The following is a 16395-nucleotide window of genomic DNA, read 5'->3' on the forward strand; positions in this document are numbered from 1 at the left end:
ATGGGTTTAAGGTGCTACCACGCGCGCGATTATCTCGGCGAGTACATCATCTTTGCTTACGCCATCTGCTTGCGCTTCGTAAGATAAAATAATGCGGTGACGTAGCACATTAGCAAATACACTTTGAATATCTTCAGGTGCGACAAAATCACGACCAGCGAGCCATGCATGCGCTCGGGCACAGCGATCGAGCGCAATTGTAGCGCGCGGACTTGCGCCGTATTCTATCCAGCGGCCTAACTCTGGGCTTAACTTTTCAGCTTGGCGTGTTGCGATTATTAGCTGCACAAGATAGCGTTCAAGTGGTTCTGATAAATGCAGTGAAAGCACTTGCTTGCGCGATTCAAACAAGGTTTGTTGCGAAATTTGTGGTGCTTTAACTTGCTCTTCTGACAGCGCTTCACCGCGGGTTAGGCGTAATATGTCGAGCTCGTTTTGTGCGTCTGGATAATCAATACTAAGGTGCAATAAAAAACGGTCAAGCTGCGCCTCTGGAAGCGGGTAGGTCCCTTCTTGCTCTAGCGGGTTTTGCGTTGCCATAACAAGAAACAACTCTGGCAGTGGGTACGTTTTTTTACCTACCGTGATTTGTCTTTCTGCCATGGCCTCTAATAGAGCTGATTGAACTTTTGCTGGCGCACGGTTAATTTCATCAGCGAGCACAAGGTTATGAAACAACGGTCCTGCTTCAAACACAAATTCGCTGGTTTGCTGGCGATAAATATCGGTTCCTGTGATATCTGCCGGCAATAAATCGGGGGTAAATTGTACGCGTTGGAAATTGCCTTCAACACCTTGTGCCAACGCATTTACTGCACGGGTTTTAGCAAGACCTGGAGGACCTTCAACAAGTAGGTGCCCATCAGCAAGTAATGCTAGTAAAAGTGCTTGAGTAAGTTCTGGTTGGCCAATGATTTGGCTGTCTAAATAATTTTGTAGCTGAACAAACGCTGATACCGCCATGTTAGTCGCTATCCTTATTGTTTTAATTGGCTTAAATAGTTCTTAACCGCTAGATTATACTTAAGCTGTTAGTTAAGCCAAGGGCTTACGTTAATAAATGTATCGGGAAAAATTAGGTGTGTTGATCTTCGCATTTGTTTTATGAGGCAAGAACAACAGAGGCTAAGATGGTGGCAGTAATAAAAAGTTCAAAAAAAGCTGCATCGGAAATGCAGCTTGGCAGTGATAATGTCAACACTCGTGCGTATTAGGCGCTTTCGTTGCTGTTTTGTTCGCTTTGCATTTTGCGGTATTTTAAACCGTCGATAACCAGTTCCAGAATGGGACGTTTTTCACCATTGTACCAATTATTAGCCGTACGCTTGCTAAGTGCACCTTGGGTTTGTTCTGAAATTGTGTTAGCGGTCCATTGCGTGCCTAGCTCCAGTTTTATGTATTGAGTTAGCTTCATAGCGCTCTCCATCTAACGTGTTTGTAATATGGAAATTGTTACTTTTATTTCGGTGAAAAAACAGAGAGCCCCCGTAATCCTTTGTTTTAATTTGTGATTAAATGTTATTCAATGAATATTGTGGTTAACGCGATAGCTAGCAGAAGACTTTTACCGCGATCACAGCAAAGGGAAGTCGGCAAGGGTGGTTGACAAAAACTTACGCTTTGCTATTGGCAAACAAAGATACCTTGTTTAGAATCAATAAACTTGATAACAGGTCAGACCTGTAACCAGAGGAACAACCTATGTCTGAACAAAATATACTAAAAACAACAAAAGGCGACCGAATTGCCGTTGTCAGCGGATTGAGAACTCCATTTGCAAAACAAGCTACTTACTTCCACCACGTACCTGCATTAGATATGGGTAAAATGGTTGTAAATGAAATGCTTGAACGCATGAATCTTGATAAAAATGAAATCGATCAGCTGGTTTTCGGACAGGTTGTTCAAATGCCAGAAGCGCCAAATATTGCGCGTGAAATTGTACTGGGTACTGGCATGCCAGTATCGGTAGATGCGTATTCTGTGTCACGTGCATGTGCGACTAGTTTCCAAGCAGTTGCCAACGTAGCCGAGTCAATTATTGCCGGTTCTGTAAATGTCGGTATTGCTGGCGGCGCGGATTCATCATCTGTTTTACCAATTGGCGTAAGTAAAAAATTAGCGGGTAGCCTTGTTGATTTAAATAAAGCGCGTACCTTTGGTCAGCGCTTTAAAATTCTTTCGAAATTGCGCTTCAAAGATTTACTGCCAGTACCACCTGCGGTAGCTGAATACTCAACGGGTCTTTCAATGGGCCAAACCGCAGAGCAAATGGCAAAAACTCATAACATTAGCCGTGCTGATCAAGATGCAATGGCGCATCGTTCACACTCACTTGCGGCAAAAGCCTGGAATGACGGTTTACTAAGTAACGAAGTAATGACTGCACATGTGCCGCCTTACAAAGGTTTCTTAGAGCGCGATAACAACATCCGTGAAAACTCAACAGTTGAAGGCTACGCAAAATTACGTCCGGTATTTGACCGTCAACATGGTTCGGTAACGGCTGCAAATGCAACGCCACTAACTGATGGTGCGGCAGCTGTGTTAATGATGAGCGAATCAAAAGCAAAAGCACTTGGTTACCCAATTTTAGGTTATATTCGTAGCTTCGCGTTTAGCGCGATTGACGTACATGAAGATATGCTAATGGGTCCTGCACACTCAACGCCAATGGCGCTTGATAGAGCGGGTATCACGTTGCAAGATCTTGATTTAATTGAAATGCATGAAGCATTCGCAGCTCAAGCACTTGCTAACATGAAGATGTTTGGCTGTGATAAATTTGCCCAAGAGAAGTTAGGCCGTTCTAAGGCGATTGGCGAAATCGATATGGATAAGTTTAATGTAAACGGTGGTTCACTTGCTTATGGTCACCCATTTGCAGCAACAGGCGCACGTTTAATTACACAAAGCTTAAATGAATTAAATCGTCGTGGCGGTGGCCTTGCATTAACAACAGCATGTGCTGCAGGTGGTTTAGGTGCGGCATTCGTTTTAGAGGGAGCATAGTATGACAGCTGAACAAGCGAACTCAGTTTTTGATTTTAAGGTTAATGATGACAACATTGCGATTGTCACCATTGACGTAGCAGGGGAAAAAATGAATACCCTGCGCGACAGCTTTGTTGATGACCTTAATACGGTTATTAAACAAGGTGTTGAGCAAAATATTAAAGGCATGGTATTCATCAGCGGTAAGCCAGATAATTTTATCGCAGGTGCTGATATTAAAATGCTGGATAACGCGAAAACCCGTGATGACGCGCTGTATTTATCACAAACGTGTCACAGTGTATTTGCTGATTTAGTAAAACTACCTTTCCCAACCGTTGCAGCAATGAATGGTGCAACCTTAGGTGGTGGTTTAGAGTTTGCACTGGCGTGTGATTATCGTGTTGCTAGTGATGCCAGCAATACCAAGTTGGGCTTGCCTGAAGTACAGTTAGGCTTATTGCCTGGCGGTGGCGGTACACAACGTTTACCTAAGCTGGTAGGGATTCAAAAAGCACTTGAATGGACACTAACTGGTAAACAAGTGCGTCCTAAACAAGCTAAAAAAGCAGGCCTTGTTGATGATGTAGTACCTAATAGTGTACTACTTGATGTGGCGCTTAAATTTGCTGTTAAAGGAAAGCGTAAGAGCATTAAACCTAAGCTTGGTAAAGTGTCTCAACTACTCGAGTCGAACCCATTTGGTCGCAATATTATCTTCAAAAAAGCAACTGAAAATGTTGAGAAGAAAACAGGTGGTCACTATCCTGCGCCATTTGCCATAATTAAAGCAATTCGTGCTGCTGCTGAAATGGCACCAGCTAAAGGCTATGAAATTGAAGCGCAAGGCTTTGCTGATCTGGTAATGAGCAAAGAATCGAAAGCGCTGCGCGGTATTTTCTTTGCTACCACTGAAATGAAAAAAGAGTGGAATGAACAATCGCAGCCAACAGAAAATGTTGCTGTGCTAGGCGGTGGTTTAATGGGCGCGGGCATTGCACATGTCAGTGCATGCAAAGCAGGTGCCCGTGTACGTGTGAAAGACATTGCGCAAAAAGGCATTTCTGGTGCACTTAACTACAGCTTTAAAATTCTAAACAAAAAGCAAAAGCGCCGTATTTTATCTAAAGCTGAATTGCAGCTTCAAATGGCGCGTATTACTGGCGGCACCGATTACGCTGGGTTTGAGAATACCGATATCGCTATTGAAGCGGTATTTGAAGATTTAAAACTAAAGCAAAGCATGGTTGCTGATATCGAAGCAAATTGTAATGAAAATACCATTTTTGCATCGAACACATCTTCGCTGCCAATAGGTCAAATTGCTGAAAATGCTGCGCGTCCTGAAAATGTAATTGGTCTTCATTATTTCTCACCGGTTGAAAAAATGCCGCTGGTAGAAATTATCCCTCATGAGAAAACAGCAAAAGAAACCATTGCGCGCGTTGTAAACTTTGCTCGTAAGCAAGGTAAAACACCGATTGTTGTAAAAGACAGAGCGGGTTTTTATGTAAACCGTATTTTAGCGCCTTACGTTAACGAAGCGGCAAACTTATTACTTGCTGGTGAGCCAATTGAAAAGATTGACGAAGCCTTAGTTGAGTTTGGTTTCCCAGTAGGCCCAATGACACTACTTGATGAAGTAGGCATTGATATTGGCTCTAAAATCGCCCCAATTCTTGAAAAAGAGCTGGGTGAGCGTTTTAAAGCACCAGATGCTTTCTCACGCTTAATTGATGCGGGTCGCTTAGGTCGTAAAAGTGGCAGAGGCTTTTTTGTTTACGATAAGAAAGATAAAAAAGTCGATGAGTCTGTGTATGAATTGCTTGGTGTTAGTAAAAATCCACGCTTGAATAAAGAAGAAATTGCAGAGCGTTGTGTTGCGCAAATGCTAAACGAAGCGGCACGCTGCTTAGATGAAGGCATTATTGCAAGTGCACGCGATGGTGACATCGGTGCGATATTTGGTATTGGTTTCCCACCGTTCCTTGGCGGTCCATTTAGTTACATGGATTCGTTAGGTGCAGGGCATTTAGCATCGCGCTTAGCAACATTTGCAGAGTACAATAAGCATTTTACACCGTGCGAGCCATTAATCGCGATGGCAGAAGCTAAAGCAGCGTTTTATACAGAGCAGGCAAGCGCAAGCTAAGGTTTCTTGTTCAGTAAACGTTTAGTATAGATTTCACCCTGAAAGCTCAATTAATCATCGATTTTTTGAGCTTTTTTTTGTACTATAGCGCCCCGATTTTATGTTGTGCTTGGTGAGAAGCGATGCTTTGGTATTTATTCGCGTTATTAATTATTAATGGTTATATGAGCGCTGTTGTGGCGGGCCGCTTTGGATTAGTTGGCAAGCGCTGGGCGATCGCGGGGTTATTAACTGGGCCTGCGGTATATAGTGTAATTAATGTTAAACAGCGAATGTTACTAAGAAAGTCACTAGGCTTTGTTTTTACACGTATTAGTGCATAAATAAGAGCGCCTAGTGTGTTATTGCACTAGGCTGAGCTTTACTTCTTGTTCCAAATCTCTTGGCGGCAAATGCGCTTCTTTACAGCGAGCTAGTAGAAACTGTTCAAATTGCTCATGTGAAAGCGGTTTAGAGTAAAAATAGCCTTGCACTGTCGCGCAGTTTAGTTCTTTTAATTGCTCCACTTGATCTTCGTACTCAACACCTTCAGCTACCACAGATAAGCCAAGGTTGTGGGCAATCGTCACGATTGAATCGACCATATTCTTACCTTTTTCATTTCCCATGTCGTCAATAAAGGCTTTATCGACTTTTAATGTGTTTAGCGGAAATTGTTTAAGATAAGCGAGAGATGAATAACCGGTGCCGAAATCGTCGATTGCTAAATGAATACCGCGAGCACTTAGCGTATTCATAATGCGAATAGCATCTTTTGGATCTTCCATGATAGTGCCTTCGGTGATTTCGAGTTCTAAGTAGTACGACGCGAGCCCTTCACGTTTTAGTATTTTATCAATACTGCCAATGAGATCTGGCTGCATAAACTGTTTTGCAGAAAGGTTCACTGCCACACGACCATCAAATAAACCGCGGTTAATCCAGTCTTTTACATCGCGACAGGCTTTTTCGAGCACCACTTCACCTACTTCAACAATTTGGCCTGTTTCTTCAGCGATTGGAATAAATTGGGCTGGGCTTATTAGGCCCTTATTTGGTGTAATAAAGCGCACTAGCGCTTCCATGCCGACAAGTTCGCCACTGTTAATGTCCATTTTAGGCTGGTAGAACACTTTAAAGTGGTCTTCTTTCAAGCCATAACGAATTAAGTTTTCGATTTGTAGGCGCTTAACCGCTTGGCGATTCATTGCATCGTTAAAGAATAAGTAACGATTACCATGTTGTTTTGCATGGTACATTGCCGTGTCTGCGTTTTTAAGCAGTAGTTCTGGTGTATTGCCATCTTCAGGGAAGAGCACAATGCCCACACTTGAGGTGATCACAAGCTCGTGCCCAGACATATGGAATGGCGCTTCAATCAGCGCTAAAAAGCTTTTGGCAGCTTGTGTAATGGTATGAATATCATTAGTGTTTTGCATTACAAGTGCAAATTCATCACCGCCTAGGCGATAGAACTGGTCGCGCTCACGAGTGCGTTTGGATAGACGCGATGCTAAACGGCACAATAAAATATCACCTGCGTGGTGGCCTAAACTATCGTTAATTTTCTTAAAGTTGTCTAAATCAAATACTAATAATGCATGGCGGTTTTTGCTACCGACAAGGGATTTCATATTGCTAAAGAACTGATTACGGTTTGGTAGTCCGGTTAAGCGATCGCGATTGGTCAGTTTTTGCAGTGCCAATTCAGTTTGCTTGTTGTCGGTTACATCGTTGTAAACCGCAATGTAGTGGCGCAGATTGCTCTTTTTGTTATCAATGCGGTCAATAGAAAGTGAGAAAAACGTGCTTTGCTTGTCTTTGCTAAATGTTAGTTCTTTATGCCAGTGCGATTTTTTTTGTATTGCTTTGTAAAGCTGGCTTGTTTTTGTTTTGTCGTAACCTGGAAGTCGGTAAGGGGTACCAATGTGATTTGCAGTAGTGCCGCCAAAATAGCTTAAGTAGGCCTGATTTACTTCAACAATATTAAAATTTGCATCAAAAATAACAATGGGATCTGAGAGGTTTTCAATACAGTTTGCCAGTAAGTTTAAACGTTCTTGGGTTTGTTTTACCGAGCCAATGTCTTTAACCGTGCCCATCATTCTCAATGGTTTTAAGTCTGTATCGGTCTCGATTACACGGCCTTTATCGAGTACCCAACGCCAATCGCCATTTGCATCTTTCGCACGGTAACTCGCTTCGAAATGCGAAATTTCCCCTGACAGGTGTTTTTTAAGAATTTGCTCAACGTGCAGTAGATCAGATGGGTGGATATTTGATTTATTAGGTGGTAAATCGGGAGTGTGGTCAATGGCATTAAATAAGCCGTCATTAATGCGCTCTAAACGATGCTCACTAATGTGCCAATCCCAAACAGCATCGCCACTTGCTAATATACTGTTTTTAAATCGATGTTCTGAACGTTTTAAGGCAAGTTGCGAGCGTCGCAGGCGCAAAACAGCAACCAGCGCTATCAGCAAACTCAATGTTGCGAGCGCAAGTGGGATCACCAGCTTGGAGTCTAGTAGCGTGGGTTGGTGTGCATCGCTTGAAAAAGCAGTAAACAAACCAGTAAACCCAGCAATTATTTTTATTATTTTATTGGGCATTGGCTTAACGCATTGTATTTAACCCCCTTACACTAAGGGATTGTTTTTATGGTGTCAAAGCTTGTTTGGCCGATTGTGAACTAGTTGCTTGTTTTACCGCCTTTTCTTTGGTTTTTAGCTCAAGACGTGTACTGTTTTCACTAAACAAACGTTTGCTATAACTTACTAATTGCGCCTTACTTAATTGCAATAGCGCTGTTTTTAACTGGTACTGCATATTAAATTGGCCATCACCATTGCCGATTGCCAGCCAAAATCGCTGTGATTTAAGACGTAGGTTCTTATCTTTTTCAACAATTTGCATCATTAATGCTTGTTTGGCTTGTTGCCAATCTTCATCGCTCATGGCGCCAATTTTCTGATGATAGTTGGCTAAAAAGTGATTGCTGTGTTGGGCTAACACATCGGCCGATATTTCTGGCGACTGAATATAAAATGCGATACCAGCGCGATTATTTAAAGGCGCAAAGCCTGAGCCAACTAAATAGCCAAGCTGTTTTTCGGTACGCATATCGTGGAAGTAGTCTTGGCTGATTAAATGGTTTAGTGCCATTAACCTGATTTTTTCGCTGATTGAATCAGAGCTTGCTTGGAAGTAACTTACCAGCGCATTGTCAGGATGCGGCACATCATGGGTTTGCTCTTGTTTGTTATCTAACGTTACGATAGGGCGGTTTAAATCATCAATAGTGGTGCGTGTTTTTAGTTTTTCTCTGATTAATGCTAAACAATCGTCGGCTTCTAATGGCGTCCAGTTGCCATGCATTAAAATTTGACAGTGCAGGGCTTCAAATAACTGACTACAAAATGCGTTAAACTCACAGAAACTGATTTGTTCAATCGCTTCGGCAAGTTTTAACGGCGTTGGATTCCACGGTAGCAATGTAGCGCTCAGTTCTGAGAATAAAAGACTAACAGGTTTACTTTGGTTGCCATTTTGCCAATGACGAACAAGCTGACGTTGGTATTCATAAAAGCGAATTGAATCAAATTTGCAGATCAATAATTCATTTAAAATTTCACCGATTAATTCAATTTGATTACCACTTAACCCCCAAGTGTGCAGCGTTAAACCGCCTTGGTGAGCTGAAAGCTGATAATTAATGCCCGCTAATTCAGCCGGATAAAATTGCTCAGCGACTTTATCCATAAAAAGGTCAGCAAACAGGCGTGTCATCGCCATGTTTTTAACGTTTTGCACCGTAATTTTACTGTCTAGCGCCAAGTAAAAATGACCTTTGGCGACTCTAAAGGTGGAATCTTGTTTATACCAAAATTCGAACGTGTCGCTTGAAACGCGTTTTTCCGGTGTTTTATATTTGTGCTCTATCGGATGCAGCACAACCGGCTTTGTTAAATATGGGTTGCTGGTTGGCAGGGTTAGTTCAACGGCGTTCGCATCTACTTTTTCTAGTGAGTCTAACCAAGGTTGCGATATTTTGTTGATGCTATAAGGCGTACCATACCACTTTGCGTTGGCATCGGTTGGCACGTCAGGGTGGATATGAATCAGGCGCATATTATTGGCATTTAACAGCGTGAACACATTATCAAACTGATCACGGTTAAAGCCTGTCATTATGTAATCGCCATAAATTAAGTGTTCATCTGGGTAGTGATGCATATTCACACTTAAACTATTAACCCAATCCAGTACGCGGGATTTCTCTTGATTATTAAAGGCGATGTCCATCAGCACTTTTTTATCTTGGTAAAGGCGCTCTAACAACGGGGTTTCGGCTTTGGCAATCAGCTGCAGGTAACAAAACAGGTATTCCACAATGGCGGTTTTATGTTTTTCGCCTTCGTCGGTCAGTGCAATGCTAATATTAAAATCTTTAAAGTTACTGCCATTAATACCACCACCGGCACTGAGTCCGTTAATCCATCCCGCTTTTTTTAACACCGAATAAAGTGAGCCTACGCCTTCGTAACCAATTAGGTGGGCGATAAAGCTTACTGTTTTTTCGCGGTAAAAATTATCAATACTGGGCAGCGCAAACGATACAATGAGCTTTTGCATATGCTTGTGTGGCTCAATATAAATTGACTGGCACATGTTTTCAGGCAGATAAAGTGGTGCTTCAATATTGGGTTTTTCGCGTTTAGGGTTGCCACTAAGGCAATTAAATAGTTGCGCTATTTTAACCTTCATGAGTTCGCAAGGCGTATTGCTTGAAATCACTAGGGTCATGTTTTGTGCTTGGTAGTGTTTTAAAAAGAAAGCGCGGATCTCTTCGCTAATACATTCGTTTTTATTGACTAAGGTTTGATGGTTGCCGACCGAAAATTTCGCGAATGGGTGGGCACTGTTACACGTTTCTTTATGGACTTGGTAAATGCGACGTGAATCGTCTTTCAGCTTTAATTTAAATTCTGCATCAATGGCATTGCGCTCTTTCTCGCATGCAGATGGTAAAATAAGCGGCGCATGAAAAATATCAGCAAACTGACTAAGCGCTTGTAAAAAGTGTTCGTTCAGGACTTCAAAAAAGTAACTCGAATGCTCTGTGCCTGTCCACGCGTTACAATTACCGCCGTGATGCGATAAAAATTGTGAAAAAGAGCCCGGTTCAGGGTATTTTTCTGAACCTAAAAATAGCATGTGTTCTAAGAAGTGTGCTAAACCTTGACGGCTGATAGGGTCGTCGAAGTGTCCGCAATTTACGGTAAGTGACGCCGCTGATTTATCGCTGGCAGCGTCTTCAATCACTAAGATTTTTAGACCATTGTCCAGTTTTAGGGACTGATAAATTCTGCTATCATTGCTGCTGGTTATCAAGGTTTGCTCCGTATCTAATAAAGAAAAGAATAATCGCTTATCAACACGATTGAAGTGGATCTGGAAGCAACACAGCTAAACTAAAAACTACCTGAGTTTTTATTGCTTTAAAGCTAATATAGCGGACATATCATAGATTTGGCTATAGCAAAGTCGTTATTTTTTGTAGTTTTACGGTTTTGCCTTATTGAGCATTGTTATGAAAAAAATTTTTATTATGCGTCATGGTCAAGCACAGTCTTTGACGGTAAATGACCAAAACAGAATGCTAACAGATATAGGTCGACTTGAAGTGGCCGCAATGGCGAGTAAATTACAGCAGGATTGTAAAATAGATGCCGTACTAACAAGTACTTATCTTCGTGCTTTGCAAACGGCCGAAATTATTACGGCAAAGCAAGAAAGCATTCGTTATCAAGACAGTTTTGACGACTTTATTCCAAGTGGCGATGCTGAAAACGCTGCAGAGCTGATTAAAGCAATGATCAATTACAAACCTAATCTAAATAACTGGATTTTGGTCGCTCATATGCCAATTGTGAGTTATATCGTTGAGCAATTTTGTCCTGATAATATGCCAATTTTTGCAACAGCAGCGGTCGCTGAGATTCATTATAATGAAGAGTCAGGTTTAGCTGAGTTAGTAGCCATGCATTTACCGGATGTTGGTGAAAAAGCTTCTTAAAACAAAAAATGACTCAGTTGAGTCATTTTTTATTAGCTGAAACACATTAGCGGAAAAACGGATCTTCCGGAATATCCACTAAAATAAGTAACGCGCCACGCCCACCATATTCAAGCGGCGCTTGATGAATAGCCAGCACATCAGGGTGTTGTACCAAATAATGTGGCACTTTGTGTTTTAATACGCGCTCACCCACACCCGTCACGATGCATGCGCAGCGTAAATGACGCTTTTTACAGGCGCTGATAAGGCCTGCTAACTCCAGCTTTGCCGTCTCTTTATTCATGCCATGCATATCTAAAATAAGTTCAGGAGCAAAGTCACCACGGCGTAGTTGTTTGGCTAAATAGCTATCCGCACCGGGCTTAACAAAGTTAACGGTACCCGATGTGTCTATGTCAGGAATGTATTCATCCGAAAAATAAAACTCAGCATCGAGCTGTTTTACCTTAGTGTTAGTAGTTTGCTCTGGTGCTTTTTGCGCTTTTTTAAAATGAACCGTGTCTTGGCTTATTTTCTTTGAGCCAGACATTTCACTGCGAAAAAGGGCAATGTCATCATCGGAAAGTGAGTGATCTTTTTTCATGGCGCGATTGTATCCAAAAATATGTAAAAAACCTAGAGTATTGCGCCTTTAAACCGTTACAATAGTGCTTTTAAACACTAGTGAAACTTGATTATGGAACAGGCATTTTTAGATTCGGCAATGCAAACAGAAGCCGTTACAGAGCTTAATACAATTAATGATTGGTTACGTTGGACGACCAGTCAGTTTGCAGCGTCAGGTATTTTCTTTGGTCACGGTTCAGACAACCCGTGGGATGAAGCAGTACAGTTAATTATGCCAGCATTAAGTTTGCCGATAGATGCGCCAAAAGAGCTTGCTACCAGCAAACTAACTACGTCTGAAAAAGAAACGCTGGTGGCGTTAATTGCAGCGCGCATTAATGAACGTGTTCCAGTTGCTTACTTAACCAATCAAGCATATTTCGCAGGCCTACCATTTTATGTTGATGAGCGCGTATTAGTGCCGCGTTCACCGTTTGCTGAGCTTATCAATAAAAAGTTTGATACTTGGCTAGACCCAGAGCAAGAAGTTACCCGAATTTTAGATATGTGCACTGGCTCGGCATGTATTGCTATTGCACTAGCGCAAGCGTTTGAAAATGCCGAAGTAGATGCGGTTGATATTTCATTTGATGCATTAGAAGTCGCGGATATTAATATCTCAAATTACCAGTTAAACCATCGTGTTTTCCCAATTCAGTCGGATGTGTTCTCTGGCGTGCCGGGTCAAAAATACGATTTAATCGTGGCAAATCCACCGTATGTTGATGCCGAAGACATGGGCGATTTGCCAGACGAATTTCATCACGAGCCTGAACTAGGCCTTGCTTCTGGTGAAGATGGCCTTGATGTTACTCGTACATTATTAAATGAAGCGGCAGAGCATCTAACTGATAACGGTTGGTTATTTGTTGAAGTAGGTAATTCTATGGTACATATGGAAGCGCTTTATCCTGGTGTGCCATTTGAATGGATTGAATTTAAACACGGCGGCTTAGGCGTGTTTGCAATTAATAAACAAGATTTAATTGCACATTTAGGATAGTCACTAAGTTAAAAAAACGCAGTTTGGCGGCACTGTATCTACCAACGCTGCCATTTGGGAATGAGGACATGAGACGTTATGGCCGGAAATAGTATTGGTCAATTATTTAAGGTGAGTACCTTTGGCGAAAGCCATGGTATTGCACTGGGTGGGGTGGTCGATGGCTGCCCGCCGGGGTTAGATATTTGTGAAGCTGACTTGCAAATCGATTTAGACAGACGAAAGCCTGGGCAGAGTCGTTACACCACGCAGCGCCGCGAAGAAGATGCCGTTAAAATTTTATCGGGTATTTTTGAAGGTAAAACGACAGGCACCAGCATTGGCTTGCTTATCGAAAATGGCGATCAGCGCTCGAAAGATTATTCAAAAATTGCCGATGTGTATCGTCCAGGTCACGGTGATTATACTTACTGGCACAAATATGGTATCCGCGATTACCGTGGTGGCGGTCGCTCATCAGCACGCGAAACAGCCATTCGTGTTGCCGCAGGCGCAATTGCTAAAAAGTATTTAAAGCAATTTCATGGTGTTGAAATTAATGCGTGTTTATCGCAACTTGGACCAATTAAAGCAGAGCAATTTGATTGGTCTGTGGTTGAAGAAAACCCATTCTTTTTTCCCGATAGCACGAAGCTAGAAGCGCTTGATGAATATATGCGCGCGCTGAAAAAAGAAGGTGATTCAATTGGCGCAAAAGTTACTGTGGTTGCGAAAAATGTACCGGTGGGTTTAGGTGAGCCAGTGTTTGATCGTTTAGATGCTGAAATTGCCCATTCACTGATGAGCATTAACGCTGTAAAAGGCGTTGAAATCGGTGACGGTTTTGAAGTGATTGAGCAAAAAGGTTCGGAGCACCGCGACACCATCACTCCTGAAGGCTTTACCTCAAACCACGCAGGTGGTGTTCTTGCGGGCATTTCAACAGGGCAAGATATTGTGGCATCTATTGCGCTTAAACCAACATCGAGCATAACAGTGCCAGGTAAAAGCATTAATACGCAAAACGAAGCGGTTGAGATGATCACCAAAGGACGTCATGATCCGTGTGTGGGCATTCGTGCAATTCCAATTGCAGAGGCCATGCTGGCAATCACCTTGATGGACCACTTATTGCGTCATCAAGGGCAAAATAAGCATGTCAACGTGCAGCCTGGCCCGATTCCAGGGCAAGCGGAATAATTACCGTAGATATTTAAAAAAGGGGCTGTTTCAGCCCCTTTTTATTTTTGCTAAAATGCCAGCACTTTTTTGCTGTACCTATCGTTATGCATTGTTATCAAGATTTAATTACCATCTTTAATAGCTGTTTTGAGCGCACACTAAACACACGTTTAGTGAAAGGCGATGGCGAGCCGGTTTATCTGCCTGCAGATGACAATACAGCATTTCATCGCATTGAATTTGCCCATGGCTATTATGCCAGTGGCCTACATGAAGTGGCGCATTGGTTAGTGGCAGGTGAGGCTAGACGTTTATTAGAAGATTATGGTTACTGGTATTGCCCAGATGGGCGTGATGAAGCGCAGCAGGCCGAATTTGAAAAAGTGGAAGTGCATCCACAAGCAATTGAATGGGCACTCAGTGTTGCAGCTGGCTTTAATTTTAATGTATCAGCAGATAACTTAAACGGCGCACAAACGTGTCGCTTTGCGTTTCAGCGTAAGGTTTACAAAAAGGTATATGAATTACTTGATAGCGGGTTTAATAAGCGTACGGAGACCTTAATTAAGGCGTTATGCGACTTTTATGACACACCATACCCACTAACACGTGCACAATTTACTTGGCAGGATGAATTAATCAATGACGAAGCAGTTTAAACTCGGCCTTATTATCAACCCTGTTGCTGGTTTAGGCGGCAGTGTTGGCCTAAAAGGCAGTGATAATGTTACTGAAGAGGCGCTTGCCCTTGGTGCTGAACCTAAATCGCATAAGCGCACCCAAGCGGCACTTGAAGTGCTTTTGCCTTATAAAGAACAGATTCAAATATTTACCCCAAGTGGCAAAATGGGGCAAACCCTTGCTGAAGAAATGGGTTTTGCTACTCAGGTTGTGTTGACCGTTGGTGAGAACACATCACCCGCTGATACCGAACTAACGGTTAAAACCTTAATTGAACAAGGCGTTGATTTAATTTTATTTGCTGGTGGTGATGGTACAGCGCGCAATGTGTGCAGTGCGGTTAGCGATAATACAACCGTACTCGGTATTCCTGCTGGTTGTAAAATTCATTCTGGCGTATATGCGATTACCCCCAAAGCAGCAGGGCGCGTTGTTGAAATGTTGATAAACGGCGAGCTAGTTACCCTTTCAGATGCGGATGTAATGGATATTGATGAATCGGCATTTCGTGAAGGGGTTGTAAAAGCCAAACGCTATGGCGAAATGCAGGTTCCAAGCGAATTACGCTATGTGCAAGCAGTTAAAAGCGGCGGCAAAGAAACGGATGAGTTAGTACTTGCTGACTTATCGGCCTATGTAGTGTCAGAAATGGAAGATGACGAATATTATGTAATGGGCTCTGGCTCTACCGTTGCTGCGATTATGGATGAAATGGGGCTTGAAAACACCTTACTCGGTGTCGATGTTGTGCTCGACCAAGACGTTATTGCCGCAGATTGCACCGCACAGCAGTTAATTGATTTAACCAAGGGCAAACCGACTAAAATTGTGATCACCTTAATTGGTGGGCAAGGTCATATTTTTGGCCGTGGTAATCAGCAGCTTAGCCCTGAACTTATTCGCCAAGTGGGCAAAGAAAATATTATTGTGGTTGCAACTAAACGTAAACTGCAAGCGCTGAATGGCCGTCCGCTTATTTGTGACACAGGCGACAGCGTGTTAGATGATGAACTATCAGGTTTTATAAAAGTGGTAACTGGATACAACGATCATGTGATGTATGCAGTGGGCCTTGAAGAGGAAAAATAAATGCAATTTTTAGCGTATGTTGATAAGGCCAATGAGTACTTTGACAAACTAATTGAAACAGCGAGCGATGATGAGCTGTTTGCAAGTGGTTACTTACGTGGACACTTTGACTTGCAAGTAGGTTACGCGCAAGTTGAAGGTGATGATTTAAGCTGCGATGAATTAAATGAAAAAATTGAAAAGTCACTGGTTAAAGCATATCGCAATGGTGAACTAACCGATGAAGACCGCGATCATGTAGTTGCGATTTGGGAAAAAGTAAAAGAGCTTGTTTAAGCTTTTAGTGCATTTTCAATATCAAAAAAGCAGCTAATGGCTGCTTTTTTTACTTTTTATACACATAACTGAATTGGTATTACTCAGCGTATAAGCCTAAGTGCTCTTTCGCGTATGCTTCAAAATCGGTGAAGCCGCCAATGTGTTTTTGATCTAAAAAGATTTGAGGTACTGTTTCACATGGCTTGCCAGCTGATTTTTCTAAATCCGCTTTTGATACGCCTTCTTTAATAATATCTACGTAACGGAATTTAAAATCATCACGCTCCTGAGTTAAACGCTCTGCTAATTCTTTTGCACGAACACAAAATGGGCAGCCATCACGGCCAAAAATTACTGTAAACATTATTCTTTCCTCTTTAAATTTAATGA

At 42.3% G+C, this 16395-nt stretch carries 15 protein-coding genes; 9 read left to right on the plus strand and 6 right to left on the minus strand.

Translation table 11 applies throughout. From position 1 onward, the window contains the following. Window positions 1-6: 6 nt before the first annotated feature. Together PSPO_RS04145 and PSPO_RS04150 are read right to left on the minus strand one after the other, a co-directional pair. Window positions 7-963, minus strand: a complete 957-nt coding sequence (locus PSPO_RS04145) for an AAA family ATPase (RefSeq protein WP_010560690.1) — start codon at window positions 961-963, stop codon at window positions 7-9. A 247-nt stretch (window positions 964-1210) separates the two neighbouring features. After that, window positions 1211-1414 carry a hypothetical protein gene (locus tag PSPO_RS04150; RefSeq protein ID WP_010560689.1) on the minus strand — a complete coding sequence of 68 codons (204 nt, stop codon included), beginning with the start codon at window positions 1412-1414 and terminating at the stop codon, window positions 1211-1213. A gap of 287 nt (window positions 1415-1701) precedes the next feature. On the opposite strand from PSPO_RS04150, the gene fadI reads away from it, so the two are divergent. The 3 genes from fadI to PSPO_RS04165 all read left to right on the plus strand — a co-directional run bounded on the left by fadI (window position 1702) and on the right by PSPO_RS04165 (window position 5469). Further along, the gene (gene fadI, locus PSPO_RS04155; RefSeq protein WP_010560688.1) at window positions 1702-3012 is read left to right on the plus strand and encodes an acetyl-CoA C-acyltransferase FadI; all 1311 of its coding nucleotides are present in this window, start codon (window positions 1702-1704) and stop codon (window positions 3010-3012) included. 1 nt (window position 3013) lies between these two features. Next, window positions 3014-5146, plus strand: a complete 2133-nt coding sequence (fadJ, locus tag PSPO_RS04160) for a fatty acid oxidation complex subunit alpha FadJ (RefSeq protein ID WP_010560687.1) — start codon at window positions 3014-3016, stop codon at window positions 5144-5146. 122 nt (window positions 5147-5268) lie between these two features. After that, window positions 5269-5469: a hypothetical protein gene (locus tag PSPO_RS04165; protein WP_010560686.1), complete on the plus strand. Its 201-nt coding sequence runs from the start codon at window positions 5269-5271 to the stop codon at window positions 5467-5469. 18 nt (window positions 5470-5487) lie between these two features. Here PSPO_RS04165 and PSPO_RS04170 read toward each other — a convergent pair whose 3' ends face one another. Further along, window positions 5488-7737 carry a sensor domain-containing protein gene (locus PSPO_RS04170; RefSeq protein WP_010560685.1) on the minus strand — a complete coding sequence of 750 codons (2250 nt, stop codon included), beginning with the start codon at window positions 7735-7737 and terminating at the stop codon, window positions 5488-5490. Between the two features lie 46 nt (window positions 7738-7783). Next, window positions 7784-10519: an insulinase family protein gene (locus tag PSPO_RS04175; RefSeq protein WP_010560684.1), complete on the minus strand. Its 2736-nt coding sequence runs from the start codon at window positions 10517-10519 to the stop codon at window positions 7784-7786. 199 nt (window positions 10520-10718) lie between these two features. Between PSPO_RS04175 and sixA the strand changes: the two genes are divergently transcribed. Beyond that, complete coding sequence (sixA, locus tag PSPO_RS04180; RefSeq protein WP_010560683.1) at window positions 10719-11204, plus strand: phosphohistidine phosphatase SixA; 486 nt, start codon at window positions 10719-10721, stop codon at window positions 11202-11204. 46 nt (window positions 11205-11250) lie between these two features. On the opposite strand, the gene smrB is transcribed toward sixA, so the two are convergent. Then, on the minus strand, window positions 11251-11790 hold the full coding sequence (gene smrB, locus PSPO_RS04185; protein WP_010560682.1) for an endonuclease SmrB: 540 nt from the start codon (window positions 11788-11790) through the stop codon (window positions 11251-11253). A gap of 93 nt (window positions 11791-11883) precedes the next feature. On the opposite strand from smrB, the gene prmB reads away from it, so the two are divergent. The 5 genes from prmB (at window position 11884) to PSPO_RS04210 (ending at window position 16023) form a co-directional block, all read left to right on the plus strand. Further along, the gene (prmB, locus tag PSPO_RS04190) at window positions 11884-12816 is read left to right on the plus strand and encodes a 50S ribosomal protein L3 N(5)-glutamine methyltransferase (protein ID WP_010560681.1); all 933 of its coding nucleotides are present in this window, start codon (window positions 11884-11886) and stop codon (window positions 12814-12816) included. Window positions 12817-12894: 78 nt separating this feature from the next. Next, entirely contained in the window at window positions 12895-13995 is a 1101-nt protein-coding gene (gene aroC, locus PSPO_RS04195) for a chorismate synthase (RefSeq protein WP_010560680.1), read from the plus strand. Window positions 13996-14081: 86 nt separating this feature from the next. Continuing rightward, on the plus strand, window positions 14082-14636 hold the full coding sequence (locus PSPO_RS04200; protein ID WP_010560679.1) for an elongation factor P hydroxylase: 555 nt from the start codon (window positions 14082-14084) through the stop codon (window positions 14634-14636). Then, a complete protein-coding gene (locus PSPO_RS04205) occupies window positions 14620-15747 on the plus strand; it encodes an ATP-NAD kinase family protein (RefSeq protein ID WP_010560678.1) in 1128 nt (375 codons plus the stop codon). The genes PSPO_RS04200 and PSPO_RS04205 overlap by 17 nt, the downstream gene beginning before the upstream one ends. Beyond that, window positions 15748-16023 carry a YfcL family protein gene (locus PSPO_RS04210; RefSeq protein ID WP_010560677.1) on the plus strand — a complete coding sequence of 92 codons (276 nt, stop codon included), beginning with the start codon at window positions 15748-15750 and terminating at the stop codon, window positions 16021-16023. Between the two features lie 79 nt (window positions 16024-16102). Here the strand turns inward: PSPO_RS04210 and PSPO_RS04215 are convergent, their stop codons facing one another. Then, a complete protein-coding gene (locus PSPO_RS04215) occupies window positions 16103-16369 on the minus strand; it encodes a GrxA family glutaredoxin (protein WP_010560676.1) in 267 nt (88 codons plus the stop codon). Window positions 16370-16395 lie beyond the last annotated feature (26 nt).

Source organism: Pseudoalteromonas spongiae UST010723-006, assembly GCF_000238255.3.
Lineage (GTDB): Bacteria > Pseudomonadota > Gammaproteobacteria > Enterobacterales > Alteromonadaceae > Pseudoalteromonas > Pseudoalteromonas spongiae.